Here is an 18,466-nt window from a genome sequence, read left to right on the forward strand (position 1 = left end):
CGGCCGTGATGTACGGCGATGTCCTCCCTCTGCCGAGCTTCGGCTTCACGGCGGACGTCCTCCACTGGCGCGGACCGTCGCCGTACTTCTTCCTCGTCCTACCGCCCGATCTGGCCGAGGAGGTGAGGGATGCCGCGCGGGCCGTCACTTATGGCTGGGGCATGATCCCGGTCGAGGCTGTGATCGGCGAGGCGGCGTTCCAGACCTCGCTTTTTCCCAAGGACGGCACTTACTATCTGCCGCTGCGCGACGCGGTGCGCCTCAAGGCCGATATCGCGATCGGCGATCGTGTCACCGTCGAAATGACGGTCGTGCCGCGCCGCAAACGCTGACAGCGTGCGGTTCGCCCCGAGCGGCCTTGCATCGGCCGGACGCGCTGGCCATTGTCGAAGCATGATCGCGCTGCGCCCCCGCTCCCTCTTGTCGTTCGGCAGCGTCGTCGCCCTCCTGCTAGGCAGTTGCGCAATTCCGGCGCCGCCCGCGCCCGTCACACGACCGCCCCCTCCGCCCCCCGCCCCGGAAGAGCCGGTCCCGACCGGCCCGGCATCGCTGACACTCGATGGCGCAGCGCGGCAGGGCGGCCTGTTGCGCGGACTTGCGCCGGGCGGAACGAAAGCGCTGACGCTGGACGGCGCGCCGGTGCCGTTCGATGGCGAGGGTAATTTCATCATCGCCTTCGACCGCGATGCTGCGGCTGAATCCGTGCTGGTCGCCACGCTGGCGCGCGGGGCAGCGCAAAGCGTGACGATCGACGTCGCGCCAGGCGAGTGGCGGATCGAGCGCGTCAATGCCTCGATCACCGGCAGCGCCTCGACAGAGGAATTTCGCGCGCGCCGCTCCGGCGAGCTTGCGCAGATCGCCGCCGCTCGCGCCCGCAACGAAAGCAGCGACGGCTGGCGGCAACGCTTCGTTTGGCCGGTCCGGGCGCGCATCTCCGGCATTTTCGGATCGCAGCGCATCTATCGCGGGACGCCCGGCAGCTATCATAGCGGCCTCGATCTCGCGGGCGGCGCGGGCACGACCTATGTTGCCCCCGCCGACGGCGTCGTCGTGCTGGCCGCGACGCAGCCCTTCACCCTGGAAGGCAATCTGCTCATCATCGATCACGGCATGGGGCTCAACAGCGCCTTCCTGCACAGCCAGCGCCTGCTGGTGAAGGATGGCGATGTGGTGAAGCAGGGTCAGCCCATCGGCATCATCGGCGCGACGGGACGCGTCTCCGGCCCGCATCTGCACTGGAGCATGAAGTGGCAGGCGGCGCGGATCGACCCGCTATTGTTGCTGCAACAGCGCGACTGACCGCCGCGCTCAGTTGACGCGCTTCACCCGGACGGCGCGGCCGCCGTCAAACTCCGCCATATAGCTACCGAGCGCGCCCTGCTTGATCACGACAGTGTCATTGCCTTTCGGCTGGGGGCCGCGCACGGCCTCCGTCGTTTCCCAATGCGCGCCGTCCTCGAGCGTGAACGACCACTTCCCGTAGCCCATGCTGCGCAGCGAAACCGCCTTTGCGGTGATCTGCGTATCGGCCCGGCGTTCTTCCTCGTTGCCGTCCGACCGCCCGAAGATGGAGAGCCGCGGCAAGGTGAAGCCGAACAGCGAGCGCTTGGTCTGCTTGATGTCATCCTTGTTCATGATGACGAGTTCGTTCTTGGCCGTCGCTTGCTGCAGCTTATCGACCTGCTCGTCATAACAGCTCACCCGCGCGGTAACGTCGGCGATGCTGCGGCAGGCGATCAGCGGATCGATCGACGAGATGATGGGTTTCCCTTCATCCTTCGCACTGACTGCGACCGGCATCAGCGTGGATGCCACGCACGCACAGACGAGCAAGAGCAGACGTTTGGCGGGGCGAGACTTGGTCGGCGCGGACATGGGCTTTGTGTGACTCTCGCTGTGACCGGATGGTGGCATGGTGGGAGAAGCCGCGCGCGCCGTCAAGCGCTGCGCGGGCCGGCCCTGCACCGCCGCAAGCCCGGATCGCCGGCTCAAGCGCCTGAAAACTACGTATAATGCGGTATGGATGTCACAATGCTTCAAATATCACGGTCATTCTTGAACCAAAGTTGTGCGGAGTGGCGCAACTCACCGGAATCCGGGCTTCTCCGGGCTGTTGCATCAATGTGACATACCCGTTCGAAATCGGCGCCTGTCTTGCGACACAAGCTTTACAGGCGTTTGCAGCCCGCGCAGGTTGCGATGCAGCACGTGCAGGGGAATATAAGGCGTGCAGTCTTTTTCCTTGCGCGTTGGGCGCCGGATGACCGGCGTTCATTCATCATTCCAGAGCAAGGGACTGGATCCGTGAAAAAATTTTCCACGCAGACAATGCTGAGGGCCGCGGCGGCACCGGCCGCGCTGAGCCTCGCACTTCTTTCGACGCAGGCGTTCGCGCAAGAGCCGCAGAACGCGGAAGCCGAGGCTGGCGATGAGACCATCATCGTCACCGGCTCGCTGATCCGCAACCCGAACCTCGTCCAGTCGACTCCGGTCAACGTGACGTCGGCCGAGGACATCGCCCTGCGTCAGAACAACGTGGCCGAAGAAGTGCTGCGTGACATTCCGGGCGTCGTCCCGAGCATCGGCTCGGCCGTCAACAACGGCAACGGCGGCGCGTCCTATGTCGACCTTCGTGGCCTCGGCTCGTTCCGTAACATCGTGCTGCTCGACGGCAACCGCATCGCACCCTCGGGTCTGGTCGGTCGCGTCGACCTCAACAACATTCCGCTGGCGCTCGTCGAGCGCGTGGAGTCGCTGACCGGCGGCGCGTCCACGACCTACGGCGCCGACGCCGTATCGGGCGTCGTCAACTTCGTGACCCGCAAGGACTTCGCCGGCGTCGAGCTGTCGCTCGGCAACAAGATCACCGAGCAGGGCGACGGCAACTACTTCCGCAGCGACCTGACCATCGGTGCGAACTTCGACGACAACCGCGGCAATGCCACGCTGTCGATCGGCTATCAGAACTCCGACCCGGTCTATCAGGGCCAGCGCGATTTCTCGATCAACAACATCAGCTCGTTCTCGGGCACCTTCGGCGGCTCGGGCACCGGCGTTCCCTCGCGCTTCTCGGGCACGCGCCCGATCGACACCGCGACCGGCCTGCCGAGCACGGACCCGACCGTCGCCAATGGCGGCGTTCGCCAGGTCAACCCGGCCACGGGCCAGGCTGTCCCGACGTTCGCGCTTTACAACTTCAACCCGCTGAACATTTTCCAGACGCCGTTCCGTCGCTTCAACGTGTTCAGCACGGCACGCTATGAAGTCGCCGATGGCATCGAGGTCTATTCGCGCGCGCTGTTCTCCAAGCAGCATGTCGATACGATCATCGCAGAGTCCGGTTCGTTCGGCGGCAGCGTCACGATCCCGCTGTCGAACCCCTATCTCCCGGCTGCCATGCGCAACCAGTTCTGCGCATTCAATGTCGGCGCGGCTGGCACGTACACGCCGCGCTTCACGCCGGCCGAGTGCGCCGCTGCCGCTACCGCGACGAGCCCGACCGACCCGGCGTTCCGCTCGGTCACCGTTACGCTGAACCGTCGTGCCGTCGAAGTCGGACCGCGTATCAGCGACTTCCAGACGACGATCTTCGACTATCGCGCCGGCATCAGGGGCGACATCACCGACTCGATCGGGTTCGACGTGTCGGGCGCTTATGGCGAATCGGAGAATACCCAGACGCAGCAGAACTACACGCTGCAGTCGCGCATCCGCACGGCCGTCTATGCGACCAACACGACCTCCTGCCTTGCCGGCGCTCCCGGCGGTGCCGATCCGGGCGCATCCACGGGCTGCGTTCCGGTCAACATCTTCGGCCCGGCCGGCAGCATCACGTCCGCGATGATCCCTTACCTGACCGCCAATGCGACGACGTCGAATCGCACCTCGCTGGCTCAGGTGCGCGGCATCATCAGCGGTGAGGCACCGGTGACGATCCCGTTTGCTTCGGATGCGATCAGCTTCGCCGTGGGCGGTGAGTTCCGCAAGTATACCGCGGCACAAGCCTCCGACTCGCTGTCGCAGACGGCGGGTGAACTCGGCGGCGCCGGCGGCGCCGCGCCGAACATCTACGGTGGCTATGAAGTCTATGAAGGCGTGGCCGAGCTGAACATCCCGCTCGTCCAGGACAAGCCGGGCTTCGACTCGCTGGTCCTCGAGACCGGCATCCGCCAGTCGCACTACAAGGTCGATGCCCCGACCACGCCGCAGTTCGACACGACGACCTACAAGGTCGGCGGCAGCTGGGCTCCGGTGGCGGATTTCAAGGTGCGCGGCATGTACGCTCACTCCGTCCGTGCGCCGAACATCTTCGAGCTGTTCTCGCCGGTCACCACGGGCCTCACCAACCTCGCAGTCGATCCCTGCGCCGGTGCTGCTCCGACGACCAACGCGAACCTGCGTGCCGTCTGTCTCGCACAGGGCGCGCCGGCCGGCACGATCGGTTCGATCAACCAGCCGACGGCTGGCCAGGCGAACGCAACCGGCGGCGGCAACCTCGCGCTGAAGCCCGAAACCTCGGACAGCTATACGGTTGGTTTCGTGTTCACGCCGACGAGCTTCATCCCGGGCCTGTCGCTCACGGTCGATTACTACAACATCAAGGTCGAGGGTGCGATCACGCAGCCGACGCCGGGTGACGCGATCGCTTCGTGCTTCGCGAACCTCTCGGCATCCAGCGCTTCGGACCCGGCTTGCACGATCATCCGTCGTAACCCGGCCACCGGTGCGCTCGACGGCGATCCGGCGACGACCCCCGGCCTCTTCCTCTCGCTCTCGAACCAGGGCGTGCTGAAGACCGATGGTCTCGACGTCATGCTCAACTACAAGCGTGACATCGGCTTCGCTACGCTCGGCTTCAGCGTTGTGGGTAACTACACCTTCAGCTCGAAGTTCAAGTCGAACGCTGCCGATCCTGCCGGTCTCGACCGTGATTGCGTTGGTTACTACTCGATCAACTGCAATCCGCAGCCGAAGTTCCAGTGGACGCAGCGCACGACGCTCGGCTTCAAGATGTTCGATCTGTCGCTCCAGTGGCGCCACATCGACAAGATGCAGCAGGAGCCCGACGATATCGCCAACGGCAACGGCCCCGGCTTCATCGGTACGCTGCCGGACGGTTCGTTCATGGATGCGCAGCACATCAAGGCTTACGACTATTTCGATCTCGCGGCCCGTTTCGACGTGACCCGCAACTTCGAGTTCGTCGTGACCGTGAACAACCTGTTCGACCGCAAGCCGCCGATCGTCGGTTCGACCATCGGTACGACGACCTACAACAGCGGCAACACCTATCCGTCGACCTACGACGCGCTGGGCCGTGCCTTCGCTGTGAGCGCCAAGGTCAAGTTCTGATCCTCGGCATCGGAAAATGGAGAAAGGCGGGCTTCGGCCCGCCTTTTTTTTGGCTTCCCGCCATGGCATAGAGCGGCATGCAACCGAACGAAGCCGGCGATCCCATCGCGCTCAACAGCCACGGCATGGCAGCCCTCTCCCGGCACGACTTTGCACAGGCCGCTCGCTTCTTCGAGCAGGCAGCCGGGCTCGACCCAACCGCCAAAGTCCTGTGGATCAACCTCGCGACCGCGCAGCGTCAGCTCGGCGCGGAGGCCGCCGAGCGCGCCGCGCTCGATCAGGTGCTGGCGCTCGATCAGACTGACTTCATGGCGAACCTGCGCCTCGCGCAATGGCATGAGCGCCGCGGCGAAAGCGCCGACGCGGCCGCACGGTGGCGCGGGGTCATCGCCCTTGCCCCGGCCGTCGAGCAACGCAGCCCGGAATTGCAGGCATTGCTCGATCATGCACAGACCTACATCGCGCAGGAACATAGCGCGCTCGCAGCGGTGCTGGACAGTCAGATGAAGGAGGCGATCGACGGGGCAGCGCCATCGGCGCGCCGCCGCTTCGGTGCGGCGATGGACTTCGCGCTCGGGCGTCGCAGCATCTACGCCAACGAGTGCAGCGGCCTCTACTACCCGTTCCTGCCGGCGGATGAATATTTCGACCGGGAGCTGTTCCCGTGGTTCGAGGCGCTTGAGGGTCAGACAGAGGCGATCACCGAGGAATTCCTCGCCATCTATCGCCGGCCGGATGCCGGCTTCGCGCCCTATGTCAAACAACCGGCGGGAACGCCCCAGAACCGCTGGACGCAGCTCGACGGCTCGACCGACTGGAGTTCGCTCTATCTCTGGAAATATGGCGTGCCGAACCAGCCGGTGTGCGATGCCTGCCCCGCGACGGCCGCCGCGATCGCCGCCGTGCCGAGCGCGGCACTGCCGGGCCGGGCGCCGACTGCCTTCTTCTCGGTACTCGCGCCGCACAGCCATATCCCGCCGCACACGGGCGTCACCAATACCCGCACGATCGTCCATCTGCCGCTGATCGTCCCGCCGGACTGCGCGTTCCGCGTCGGTGGCGAGCGCCGGGAATGGGTCGTCGGCGAGGCCTTCGCGTTCGACGACACGATCGAGCATGAAGCCTGGAACGGCAGCGACGAACTGCGTGCGGTGCTGATTCTCGACGTCTGGAACCCACATCTGAGCCAGGAAGAGCGCGACCTGATCGCCCGGTTCTACGAGGTCGCCGACGCCAGCGGTCACCGGCCGCAAATGCTTGACGTTTCGAGCTAAACTGGAAAATATGGTTGCATTGTTAAACGCAGAGTGGGTGTGCGTTCATGTCGACTATTCTCTTGTCCCTCCTGCTCGCTTCGGCCGGGACCGAAGCAGCGGCGCCGAAGGAACCGGTGGACGTTCTGGATGTCCTGAAATGCATTCGGGAAGACGTCATCGGATCCCTGGCTCGTAAACGGAAGGTCTGCCATACGCTGCGCGAGTGGGAAGCCATCCGGCGCAATGCACAGGACGAATCGCGCCGCATCACACAGCCCGGCTGGCAGCCGCAGGATGAGGAGCGGGAAAAGGCCCTCTCCGGGGTCTGATTTTCGCGTACGCCATCATCGCCACAGGCCCGTATTGGTACGGCCCAAGATGTTGACCGTGTTGCGAAATTGGACCAATCTGCCTCCCATATTTGGAGAGGTCATCAAGCTTTTCGGAGTTTTCTCATGTCCGTTCTTCTGTTCCCCCTTCTTCTCGCCGCCGCGGCCACCGATGCCGGCGAAGCCAAGCCCCCGCAGGTCGATCCGCGCGATACCGTCAAGTGCGTGCGCGAGGACGTGATCGGATCGATCGCCCGCAAGCAGAAAGTCTGCCACACGCTGCGCGAGTGGGAAGCCATCCGCCGCAACGCCGAGACCGAGTCGCGCCGTATCATCCAGCCGGGCGCGGCGACCCAAAGCAACTGATCGGGATTTCCGAGGCCTGCCGGTGCGCGGGCCTCGGATGCCGATTGCATTGACTTCGACGGGCAGCCCGGTCCCGCGAGCGTTCTAACAGAGGGCGTTCGGCAGCTTCATCGGAACACCTGCATTCCCCGCGACTGCCTCGGCCCAGATCGCGACCTTGTCGATTTCCTCGGCATGAGTAGCCGCGGCTTCTGCCTGTTCGAGATCGCGCTCCTTCGCGGAAAAGGCCTCGCCGGATTTCGAATGGCTTGAAAAGGCCGGCCCGCTTGCAATGGCCGCGATCGTCCGCGCATCCATCGGGATGGCGTAGAGCGATGCAAGCGCGGCAATCGCCGCCTCGGGATGGGCCAGCAGGGTCTCACTGTCGAGCGTCGCGACGCGCGCGCCAAAGCGCTGGCTCAGCTTGTTGAACATGGCGTGCTGCGCCAGCCAGCCGACTGCGGCAATCTGCAGATCGGTCAGCTTGATATAGTCGGCCGGCGCGAAGCCGAGATCCACGATGCCGTCGGCCAGCTGTCCCGCGAAAAGCTCCCGTACCCAGAGGCGGCCCCACATGCCTTTCTTCGCGATCGATCGCAGGAACGAGGTCAGCGGCGCATAGAGCATCAGCGCACTCGCGGTGGGACGGAGCCCCAGCGTCGCCGCCGCGAAGCCATTGAAGACATTGGACGGCTTGACGATGACGCTCTCGCCCGGCCCGAACGGCCGCGCGAGCAGAGTGAGCGCCGAATCCAGCACGCCAGCGACCCGGTCCGGCTGGCCGCCGCGACGACGCCAGCCAACGATGTCGTTGAGGATCACAGGCTCCTTGAGACCCATCGCCATACCTGCCGCATCGAAGGCGCGGGCCACGAGTGTTGAGCAGCAATAGGCCGAGTGGAACACGAACTGAACGGGCGCGGGTCCCGGCCCCGCCGCGAGCGCCTCCAGACAATCCTGCCGGCGCAGCACGACGGTCTGCGCATCCTTGGGGAGATATTCTTCTGTGATGAACGTAGCCCTGGCATGGACGTCGCGCGGCACATGGCGAAAGTGGATCGTGTCGCCGGTCGGATCATAGCGATGCGCCAGCCATTCGGCGCTGCCGATGATGGTCGTGATGTCGCTCATGCCGCCCTCATCTCCTGCGCCTCACGCATAGCCGAACCGCTCGATCCAGGGTGCGAGGATCGGCATGACCGGCTCGAGATATCTGGCATAGGGTTCCCATTGCCGGCGCCCGTCATAAAGGCCCTGGCGCACCTGCGTCGCGCTCGCCGTGGCCACCCCGCGGCGCTGGGCCGTGCGGTCGAAGCGCTTGAGATCGGCGGTCCAGTCCATTCCGAGGAACCCGCACAGCGCCTGCGTCGCACGATCGAAGTCCGTGACAAGCGACTCATAGCGCACCACATGCGTGTTGAGCGGTAGCCGCTCGACGCACTGCTCGGTTAGCCGCATCAGCGCATCATAGTGCCGCGCCGTGCTGGTGAGGTCGGAATAGTCGTAGGTCGCGGCGGTCATCGCGAAATTGGTATGATAGCAGCTCCAGACGATCTCGCGCGGGTCACGCCGCATCAGTAGCACGCGCGCCTCGGGGAACAGCCGTGCGATGATCGGCAGGCGCATGCCCTTGAGCGGGTCCATGTCGACGAACATGCTTCCGCCCGGTGCGGACACGCTCTGCATGACCATCGACCAATAGGCATCGCGATAAGGGCGGGCACCGGACTGATCGAGCGCACGCAGCACTGCTAGGCCGTCCTCGGGCAGCAGGAAGCGCTCGTCCGCATGCATGAGCGTCGGACGCTCCTCCAACGCCACGATGCCGTCCGCGCTGGCGAGGATATTCTCGACGAGCGTGGTGCCCGAGCGCGGATAGCCAGTGAGGAAGACATGGCGATCGAAGGATGGTTGCGCATCGGCCGGGAGCGCCCAGTCCGTCACGTCCTCATCGCGCAGGCTTCGGTCGATCTGCTCGATCAGCGCGATCTGCGCCGGCGTCTTGTCGCGGAAGCGCCGCTCGAACAGCGTCCGGAACAGCCGCTTGGAGGCGCTATAGGCCGCGAAGGCACCGTCGTAATCGCCAAGCTGCTCCAGCATGTCGCCGAGCACGCTCAGCGCCGTCACACGCGGCGGCCCTTCCTCGCGATTGCCGGCCAGTGCGCGCTCCAGCCGGGCGCGCGCATGCTCGGCCTGCCTTTGCTCGACGGCCGATTGCCCGATCGCGGCGGCGGCGACCAGATTGCCCGGATCGAGCGCGAGCGCCCGCTCGGCCTGCGCCCGTCCCTCCTCATGCTCGCCGCGCACGACCGTGATCGCGCTCAGCCCGGCCCAGGCCTCGGCCTGCCGGGGATCGAGCTCCGCCGCGCGCGCATAGCAGGTCCGCGCATTGTCGAAGGACGCACCGGCCGAAAGCGTGAACGCCTTCTGCAGCCAGGCATCGGCATGGTTCGGATAGGCCTCGATCACCGCATCGCAAGCGAGCACAGCATCGCGCAGCCGCCCGGCCTCGCGATAAAGGGTCGCCAGCACGAGTCGCGCCTCGACGTCACCCGGCGTCTGGCGCAGGAGCTGCTCCAGGAGCGCGGTCGCTCCCGGAACATCCTGTGCCGCCAGCGCATCGGCGATCGCATTGTCGAGGGATGACTGCATCGCTCCTTCCCTCAACGGCACGCAAAGCAGCGTCAAGCGGAGATTTTGAGGCCTCCGTCGCCCTCGTCGATATGCACGACCGTCCCGTCCGGTACCTCGCCGCGCAGGATGAGATCGGCCAGCGGATCCTGCAGATAGCGCTGCACCGCCCGCTTGAGTGGCCGCGCCCCATAGACCGGATCATAGCCGACCCGGCCCAGCCAGGCGCGCGCGGCATCGGTCAGGTCCAGCGTCACCTTGCGGTCCTTGAGCAGCTTGCTCACCCGCCCGACCTGAATGTCCACGATCGGCGCCATATGCGCGGCGCCCAGCCGATGGAACAGGATCACCTCGTCGAGACGATTGAGGAACTCCGGCCGGAAATGCGCCCGGACCAGCTCCATCACCTGATCCTCGACCTTCTCGACCGGCTCGTCATCGGCCAGCCCCGTCAGGAACTGGCTGCCGATGTTCGAGGTCAGCACGATGATCGTGTTGGTGAAGTCGACCGTGCGGCCCTGCCCGTCGGTTAGGCGCCCGTCGTCGAGTACCTGGAGCAGGATGTTGAACACATCGCCATGTGCCTTCTCCACCTCGTCGAACAGCACGACCTGATAGGGCCGCCGCCGCACTGCCTCGGTCAGCACGCCGCCTTCCTCATAGCCGACATAGCCCGGAGGCGCGCCGATCAGCCGCGCGACCGAGTGCTTCTCCATGAATTCGCTCATGTCGATGCGCACCATCGCGTTGTCGTCGTCGAACAGGAAGCCGGCGAGCGCCTTGGTCAGCTCGGTCTTGCCGACGCCCGTGGGGCCTAGGAACAGGAACGAGCCGAGCGGCCGGTTCGGGTCCTGCAGGCCCGCACGCGAGCGGCGCACGGCGGTCGAGACGGCCTTAACCGCATCGGCCTGCCCGATGACGCGCTTGCCCAGCATCTCTTCCATGGCAAGCAGCTTCTCGCGCTCGCCTTCCATCATCTTATCGACCGGAATGCCGGTCCAGCGCGACACGACCGAGGCAATGTCCTCGCTGGTCACTTCCTCGCGCAGCATCGCGCCCTCGGCCGCAGTCGCGGCTTCGGCCAGCTGCTTTTCCAGCTGCGGGATCGTGCCATATTGCAGCTCGCCCGCTTTCGCGAGATCGCCGGTGCGCTGCGCCTGATCCAGCGCCACGCGCGCGGCGTCCAACTGCTCCTTGAGCCGGCTCTCGCCCGCGATCTTGTCCTTCTCCGCCTGCCAGCGCGTGGTCAGCTCGGCCGATTGCTGCTCCAGATTGGCGAGGTCCGCTTCCAGTGCGTGGAGACGGTCCTTACTCGCCTGATCGCTCTCCTTCTTCAGCGCCTCCCGCTCGATCTTGAGCTGGATGATGCGCCGATCGAGATTTTCGATCTCCTCGGGCTTGGACTCGACTTCCATGCGCAGGCGCGAGGCGGCCTCGTCCATGAGGTCGATCGCCTTGTCCGGCAGGAAACGGTCGGTGATGTAGCGATTGGAAAGCGTCGCGGCCGAGACCAAGGCGCCGTCCGTGATCCGCACGCCGTGGTGCAGCTCATATTTCTCCTTGAGCCCGCGCAGGATCGAGATCGTGTCCTCCACCGTCGGCTCACCCACGAACACCGGCTGGAAGCGCCGCTGGAGCGCGGGGTCCTTCTCGACATGCTTGCGATATTCATCGAGCGTGGTCGCGCCGATGCAGTGCAACTCGCCGCGCGCAAGGGCAGGCTTGAGCAGGTTGGAGGCGTCCATCGCGCCTTCGCTCTTCCCCGCGCCGATCAGCGTGTGCATCTCGTCGATGAAGAGCACGATCTGGCCTTCGCCGGCCTTCACCTCGTCAAGCACGCCTTTGAGGCGCTCCTCGAACTCGCCGCGATATTTGGCGCCCGCGATCAGGCTGCCCATGTCGAGCGCCATCAGGGTGCGGTCCTTCAGCGTATCCGGCACGTCGCCATTGGTGATGCGCAGCGCGAGACCCTCGGCGATCGCGGTCTTGCCGACACCGGGTTCACCGATCAGCACCGGATTGTTCTTGGTGCGCCGGGCGAGGATCTGGATGGTGCGGCGAATTTCCTCGTCGCGGCCGATCACCGGATCGAGCTTGCCGTCGCGCGCCGCCTCGGTGAGGTCGCGCGCGAACTTCTTGAGCGCATCATAGCGATCCTCGGCCGACGCCGTGTCGGCGGTCTTGCCCTTGCGCAGCTCGTTGATCGCGGCGTTCAGCGCCTCGGGCTTGAGGCCCGCCGCCGCCAGCGCCTTGCCGGCCGCCGTCGTCGAGGAGAGCGCCAGCGCCAGCAACAGGCGCTCGACGGTCACGTAAGAGTCGCCCGCCTTCTGCGCGACCTGCTCGGCCTGATCCAGCACGCGCACCGCATCATTGTCGAGGCCCGGCGTCTGCTGCGCGCCGCTGCCCGAGACGGAGGGCACCTTGGCCAGTGCCGCATCGGTTTCGCGCAGCGCGGTCGCCGCGTGGCCGCCAGCCGCCTTGATGAGGCCGCTCGCCATGCCCTGCTCATCCTCGAGCAAGGCCTTCAGCAGATGTTCCGGCGCGATCCGCTGGTGATTCATCCGGATCGCCACGGTCTGGGCGCTCTGGAGGAAACCCTTGGCGCGGTCGGTGAATTTTTCGAGGTTCATAGGCTCTCCCCTTCGGAGCCTCCCAGATAATGTTGCCGAAATGCCACACAAGAGCGGGGGCGAATTTTTCTGGCACTAAATCACCCCTCCCTTTCAAGGGAGGGGTCGAACAGAGGCACGTGACTCTGTTCGAGGGTGGGTGTCGCGCAGCGATTTGTAACATCGCGCCGATGCCCGGCGTCGCAAGGCACCACCCCAACCCCTCCTCTGAAGAGGAGGGGCTAATCTTGGCTACCCCCGCACCCGGAAGTGACCGACAAGGGAATCCAGCTTGCTGCTGTTGGTGCAGATCATGCTCGCCGCGGCCGTGGCTTCTTCCGCCATCGCGGCATTCTGCTGCACGGCGTTGTCCATGTCGTGGATGACGCCGTTGATCTGGCCGATCTCGTCGGCTTGCTTGCTGATCGTGCCGGCGATCGTGTGGACCACGCCGTCGATCTTTCCGACATCCTCGATGATCTGCTGGAGCGCCGTGCTGGTCTTGCGGACGAGATCGACGCTGGTGGTGATCTGACCGGTGGACTCGGTGACGAGCGTGCGCACCGAATCGGATGCTTCCCCGGCACGCTTGGCCAGCGCACGGACTTCCTGCGCGACGATGGCGAAGCCGGCACCGGCCTGACCGGCGCGTGCCGCCTCGACACCGGCATTGAGCGCCAGCATGTTGGTCTGGAAGGCGATCGCATCGATCGCCACTACGATGTTCATGATCTCTCGCGCCGAATTTTCAAGCTGCGACATGGCGGCGATCGTGTCGGCCATGATCACGCGCGATCCGTCCGCGACGGCGCGCGCCGAGCGCACACTGTTGGCGGCGAGGCCAGTCCCGTCGGAGGATTGCTGGATCTCGCTGGTCAGCCGCTCGATCGCACCGGCCGTGAGGTTGAGGCTGTTGGCCTGACGCTCCGTGCGCTCGGCCAGGCTCTCGGCGGCCGAAACGACCGACATCGAGCCCGAATTGATCGTACCGGACGAATTGACGATCGTCCCGATCAGCCCTTCGAGCGACTCCATCGCCTCGTTGAAATGCACGCGGATCTGGTCGCTCGCTCCATCGAAGGGCGTGTCGATCCGGAAGGTCAGATTGCCGGTGGAGAGCGCGGCCATGCCGGCACCCATCTGCTCGACGACAAGCGCCTGCTGCTCGGCATGCTCGCGCGCGAGCTCGGCTTCCTGCTCGTGCCGGTCGCGCTCGCGCATCTGCACCTGATGGCGCATGTCGATGATCTCGCGCACCAGCTGCGCGAAGGCACCCGCGCCGCGCACGACGATATCGTCTTCCTGCGCCGATGCGCCGACCGCGCGCACCATGCGGCGGGCCTGCCCCAGTTTCTGGAGGATGGAGCGCGACAGGAGGAAGCCGATGAGCGCGCTGATGAAGACTGTCGGCGCCAGGGTCAGCACGATGAGGTCATGACCTTGCGAAGCGATCTCGGTGAGGTCGAGCTTGCGCTGGAAAACCACCATCGCCATGCCGTCCGTCGCGCTGTCCAGCGAGGTCGTGGCGCCGGCAAGATCGCCCGCGGCGAAACCCTGCGCAGCCTTCTCTGCGTCCCCGCGTACGGTCGCGTCGGTGAGGCGGGGCAGGAGGGTGTCGAGACTGCCGGACACGCCGGTGATGGCCTCCGGGGTCGGCGTTGCGCCGAGCGAATGGGCGGCGAGCTGCGCGGCGCGAAGCTCCTCCAGCATCGCGGCCTCGCCCTGATCGAATGCGGACTGGAGCTCGTTGAACTCCGCATATTTATGGGCACTGTAGACGCCCGCCGCGAGCGTGAGTGACAGGATCGCCATGCAGCAGAAGCCGAGCTGCGCCTGAAGCGGAACCCGGTTCGTCATTTGGTCCGCACGCGGCGCGGCCAGCATGCGCTCGACGATCGGCACGCGGCGGAAGACATGATTGAACACGACGGCGCCGATATGGACGGCGAGCAATGCGATCATCGCATAGGCCAGCCACTTGTGCCATTCGCCGATGACGACGCCCTGCTCGTTCGTCAGCACCAGCAGCTTGGGGAGCGTCACGGCGTGGAACAAGGTGACGTCGTCACCGCGCGACCAGGCGACGATCATGCCGATGATCGGCTGCGCGGCGAGCGTGCCCATCAGCAGGAGATGCACGAGCACCGCTGATGCTTTTTGCCAGAACGGCATGCCCTCCTCGCTCTTTGGCGCGCGCTTCACCGCGAACAGGCCGAAACGGGCGAGGATGAGCAGCAGCACCAATGTCCCGCACTGGCGATGCAGGTCGAGAACGATCTTGCCGAACTCAAGCGACTTGAGACTGTGCAGGACGAGGATCAGGCCGAACTGGCCCAGCACCAGCAGCGCGAAGCTCCAGTGGATGAAGCGCAGCACGCGCGGATAGCGCGCAACCTCGTGCGATGGGCTGGTCCTGCTCATGGGATCACTTGACCGTCACGGTCATCTTCATCTTGGGATGAATGCCGCACATGACGCCATAGACGCCGGGTTTCAGGAACGGCGCCTTGAAGGCGACGCCCGGGGCCTGCAGGCCGCTGTTCAGGTTGACGCCATTGCCGGTCACCAGAATGTTGTGGGACGTCGTGTCGCTGTTGTTGAAGCTGACGACGGTGCCCTTGTCGATGGACAGGGCGCCCGTGTTGAACGCCATGCCCTTCTGATCGACGGCGACGATGCCGGCGGCCCAGGCAGCGCTCGCGGAGAGCGTGACGACGGCAGCGGTGGCGATGAGTGTCTTGCGCATGTTGACTTGAACCTTCTGCTTCAGCGGGGGAGGATCGGCATGTCGACCGGAGCATCGTCGCTGCTCAGGGTCTTCATGAAGGCGACGATGTCGGCCTTTTCCTGATCGGTGAGTTTGAGCGATTTCATTTCCGCGTCCAGCGAGGGACGGCGCACGAAGCTCTCATCATAATGATCCACGACGCCTTCGAGCGTCGCGATCGAGCCGTCGTGCATGTAAGGGCCACGCTCGGCGATGTTGCGTAAGGTCGGCGTCTTGAATGCGCGCTCGAGCTGCACGATGCCGGGCAGGACGGCAGCGCGGCCCATATCGTTGCCGGGCAGGCCGATGTCGTGGAAGCCGTCGTCGGCGAAGCGCCAGCCGGCATGGCAGACGGCGCAATTCCCTTTGGTATTGAACAGCACGAAGCCGCGCTTGGCGGAGTCGGAGATGGCGGCGTCATTGCCCTTGATCCAGCGATCGAACGGCGCTTCGCCCGAGACGACCGTGCGTTCATATGCGGCGATCGCCTTGGCCGCGGTCTCCAGCGAGAGCGGCTCGTGCGGGAAGACGCGGGCCATTTCCTCGCGATAGAACTGCACGTTGTTGAGCGTCTCCAGCACCTTCTTGGGCGAACCGGCCATTTCGGCCTGCGCCATGATCGGGCCGAGCGCCTGCTCTTCGAGCGTGTTGGCGCGGCCGTCCCAGAACAGAGGTTCCATCCATGCGGCGTTGAGGATCGTCGGCGTGTGACGGCCGAGAATACCGCCCTTGTCGCCCACCGCGGTCGGCAGGCCATCCTGCCAGCCGAGCGACGGATTGTGGCAGGTCGCGCAGGAAATCGCGCCCGAGCCGGACAGGCGCGGGTCGAAGAACAGCATCTTGCCGAGCTTCACCTTGTCCGCCGTCGTGGGGTTGTGCTCCGGCGAGGGGATGTCGCTCGGGCGCGCATAGCCCGCCATCATCGTCTTGAGCGCGGTCGGATCGACGCCCAGGATGCCGGCGATCGAGACCGGCGCGGTCTGCGCGACGGCGCCCGCCGTTGCCGCGAACAGAGCACCGGCGAGCGCGATCGATTGCACCAAGCCGAGTCCGGCGCCGGACGTGCGCCGCGTCTTCGATGTTGCGTCAGTCATCCCGTGCTTCCCGTTGAATGGATGTATCCGCTCAGTGATACCGGTTCGGCACTAAGATTGAGTAAACCACGATCGGCGCGGGATCGGGCGGGCGCCGGATCGACTCTTCACAAAATAAATGTTTGCTTTTCAGCGCGCTTACCATTCGTAAAATCTTCGGCGTTATTGAAGCCCCCCAACGGAAGGTCCGAATGAGGGGGAAACCCATGAAGAAACGTGTTGGTATAGCGGGCAAGATGCTGTTCGCGCTTGCGATCCTCTTGTCGACGATCGCGGTGACCGGCGGCATCGGCGTGCTCAAGCTCGGCGAGGTCAACCAGCTGTCGCTGGAGATGCGCACGCGCTGGCTCCCCGCCACGCAGCTGCTCGGCGACATCCACGCCTATACGTCGCAATATCGCATCGCGCAGAGCACGCTCGTGACCGCGCCCGGCGAAGGCCAGAAGCGCAAGGCGCAGATCCAGCTCAAGAATCAGCAGCAGGCGATCTCGAGCGCGCTCGACGACTATAGCCCCCTCATCCAGAATCAGGAGCAGCGCGCGCTGTTCGATCAGCTCCGCAAGGACTGGACGCACTATACCGGCCTGACCAATCGCCTCGCCGACCTGGTCGCCGCGGGCGATCCGGCCGCGGCCGAGCTGTTCGACGGCGAATCGCTCGACATGTTCTACACGATCGAGGACGCGATCCTTCAGCTGATCGACCTCAACGTGAAGGGCGGCGAGGCCAATGCTTCCACGTCGACCCAGATCTACGCCAAGAGCCGCACGCTGATGATCGGTGCGGTCAGTGTCGGCATCCTGTTCAGCGTCCTGCTCTCGGTCCTGATGATGCGCGGCATTGCCCGTCCGATCGCCCGCATGAGCGACAATGTGAAGCGGCTCGTCGCCGGCGATCTCGACGTCGAGATCCCGGGCCTCAAGCGCAACGACGAACTGGGTAGCCTGGCGCGTGCCATGGACAGCTTCAAGGAGCTGTTCGCCGCCGACCAGCAGCGCGCTCATGAGGAAGCCCGTCGCGCCGCCGAGACGAAGGCGACGATCGAAGCCATTGGCGAGGGCCTCGCGGCAATGGCCGGCGGTCGCCTCACGCACAATGTGAGCGAGGATATCGATGGCCCGCTCGCCCAGCTGCACACGGACTATAACGCCGCCGTCGACAAGCTGCGCCAGACCCTGCGCCAGATCGTCGAGGGCACGGACGTGATCTGCAACGGCACGGCGGAAATCGCTCAGGCCTCGTCGGATCTCTCGCTGCGCACCGAGAAGCAGGCGGACACGCTGGCGCACGTCTCGCGCACGCTCGGCGAGTTCAACGAATCGGTTAAGGTCGCGGCCGACAATGCCCGTCAGACGAGCGAGAAGCTGGTCGGAACGCGCCGTTCGGCCGAGCAGTGTGATGCCACCGCGAAGCAGACGGTCGAGGCCATGCGCAACATCGGCGCTTCCTCACGCGAGATGAACGAGATCATCTCGACGATCGACGGCCTCGCTTTCCAGACCAACCTGCTGGCGCTGAACGCCGGCGTCGAGGCGGCGCGTGCCGGTTCGGCGGGCGCGGGCTTCGCGGTCGTCGCGACCGAAGTGCGTCTTCTGGCGCAGCGCTCGTCCGATGCCGCGAGCCGCATTCGCGATCTGGTCGTCAAGTCGACCGCGCAGATCAGCGAAGGCGTGATCCTCGTCGAGCATTCGGGTGAGGAACTGCGGCACATCGTGGAAGAAGTGATCGAAGTGGCCGCTCTGGCCGACGAGATCGCCAATGCCTCCGCGATCCAGGCCGCCGGCCTGCAGGAGATCACCGAAATGGTCTCCGACATGGATCTCGTGACGCAGCAGAACGCCGCGATGGTCGAGGAAAGCACGGCAAGCTCGCGCAACCTCTCCAACGAGACCGAGCGCCTCGTCGATCAGGTCAAGTTCTTCGATCTTGGCCGTCGCCCCAAGTCGGGTGGTCACTCGGCGCCCGCTTATGTGCCGGCCGGCCGGCCTGCCGCCCCCGCTTCCCTGCCGGCCTTTTCGGGCAACCTCGCCCTCGCGGCCGAGCAGGAAGACTGGAAAGAATTCTGACGAAATTACCGTTGGTT

General features: G+C 65.3%; 14 protein-coding genes. 7 read left to right on the forward strand and 7 right to left on the reverse strand.

Annotated elements, in window-relative coordinates; genetic code table 11:
* Positions 1-8: 8 nt before the first annotated feature.
* Positions 9-332 carry a DUF1905 domain-containing protein gene (locus tag KM135_RS06945; RefSeq protein ID WP_221713261.1) on the forward strand — a complete coding sequence of 108 codons (324 nt, stop codon included), beginning with the start codon at positions 9-11 and terminating at the stop codon, positions 330-332.
* Between the two features lie 61 nt (positions 333-393).
* A complete protein-coding gene (locus KM135_RS06950; RefSeq protein ID WP_221713262.1) occupies positions 394-1,299 on the forward strand; it encodes a M23 family metallopeptidase in 906 nt (301 codons plus the stop codon).
* A gap of 9 nt (positions 1,300-1,308) precedes the next feature.
* Here KM135_RS06950 and KM135_RS06955 read toward each other — a convergent pair whose 3' ends face one another.
* Positions 1,309-1,800 carry a hypothetical protein gene (locus KM135_RS06955; RefSeq protein ID WP_221713263.1) on the reverse strand — a complete coding sequence of 164 codons (492 nt, stop codon included), beginning with the start codon at positions 1,798-1,800 and terminating at the stop codon, positions 1,309-1,311.
* Between the two features lie 528 nt (positions 1,801-2,328).
* Here KM135_RS06955 and KM135_RS06960 point away from each other — a divergent pair.
* From KM135_RS06960 to KM135_RS06975, 4 genes are all read left to right on the forward strand, one after another.
* Positions 2,329-5,352: a TonB-dependent receptor domain-containing protein gene (locus KM135_RS06960; RefSeq protein ID WP_221713264.1), complete on the forward strand. Its 3,024-nt coding sequence runs from the start codon at positions 2,329-2,331 to the stop codon at positions 5,350-5,352.
* 77 nt (positions 5,353-5,429) lie between these two features.
* Complete coding sequence (locus KM135_RS06965) at positions 5,430-6,626, forward strand: aspartyl/asparaginyl beta-hydroxylase domain-containing protein (RefSeq protein WP_221713265.1); 1,197 nt, start codon at positions 5,430-5,432, stop codon at positions 6,624-6,626.
* 47 nt (positions 6,627-6,673) lie between these two features.
* On the forward strand, positions 6,674-6,937 hold the full coding sequence (locus KM135_RS06970) for a hypothetical protein (protein WP_221713266.1): 264 nt from the start codon (positions 6,674-6,676) through the stop codon (positions 6,935-6,937).
* 126 nt (positions 6,938-7,063) lie between these two features.
* Positions 7,064-7,303, forward strand: a complete 240-nt coding sequence (locus KM135_RS06975) for a hypothetical protein (protein ID WP_221713267.1) — start codon at positions 7,064-7,066, stop codon at positions 7,301-7,303.
* Positions 7,304-7,387: 84 nt separating this feature from the next.
* Here the strand turns inward: KM135_RS06975 and KM135_RS06980 are convergent, their stop codons facing one another.
* The 6 genes from KM135_RS06980 to KM135_RS07005 form a co-directional block, all read right to left on the reverse strand.
* Complete coding sequence (locus KM135_RS06980; RefSeq protein ID WP_221713268.1) at positions 7,388-8,413, reverse strand: hypothetical protein; 1,026 nt, start codon at positions 8,411-8,413, stop codon at positions 7,388-7,390.
* A gap of 21 nt (positions 8,414-8,434) precedes the next feature.
* Entirely contained in the window at positions 8,435-9,934 is a 1,500-nt protein-coding gene (locus KM135_RS06985) for a tetratricopeptide repeat-containing sulfotransferase family protein (protein ID WP_221713269.1), read from the reverse strand.
* Between the two features lie 32 nt (positions 9,935-9,966).
* A complete protein-coding gene (gene clpB / locus KM135_RS06990; protein WP_221713270.1) occupies positions 9,967-12,543 on the reverse strand; it encodes an ATP-dependent chaperone ClpB in 2,577 nt (858 codons plus the stop codon).
* A gap of 231 nt (positions 12,544-12,774) precedes the next feature.
* Positions 12,775-14,943, reverse strand: coding sequence for a methyl-accepting chemotaxis protein (locus KM135_RS06995; RefSeq protein ID WP_221713271.1), 2,169 nt, complete (start codon positions 14,941-14,943; stop codon positions 12,775-12,777).
* Positions 14,944-14,947: 4 nt separating this feature from the next.
* The gene (locus KM135_RS07000) at positions 14,948-15,268 is read right to left on the reverse strand and encodes a cupredoxin domain-containing protein (protein ID WP_221713272.1); all 321 of its coding nucleotides are present in this window, start codon (positions 15,266-15,268) and stop codon (positions 14,948-14,950) included.
* Between the two features lie 20 nt (positions 15,269-15,288).
* Entirely contained in the window at positions 15,289-16,383 is a 1,095-nt protein-coding gene (locus tag KM135_RS07005; protein WP_221713273.1) for a cytochrome-c peroxidase, read from the reverse strand.
* A gap of 206 nt (positions 16,384-16,589) precedes the next feature.
* On the opposite strand from KM135_RS07005, the gene KM135_RS07010 reads away from it, so the two are divergent.
* Positions 16,590-18,449, forward strand: a complete 1,860-nt coding sequence (locus KM135_RS07010) for a methyl-accepting chemotaxis protein (RefSeq protein ID WP_221713274.1) — start codon at positions 16,590-16,592, stop codon at positions 18,447-18,449.
* Positions 18,450-18,466 lie beyond the last annotated feature (17 nt).

This window comes from Sphingobium xanthum, from assembly GCF_019737615.1.
Taxonomy (GTDB): Bacteria; Pseudomonadota; Alphaproteobacteria; order Sphingomonadales; family Sphingomonadaceae; genus Sphingobium; species Sphingobium xanthum.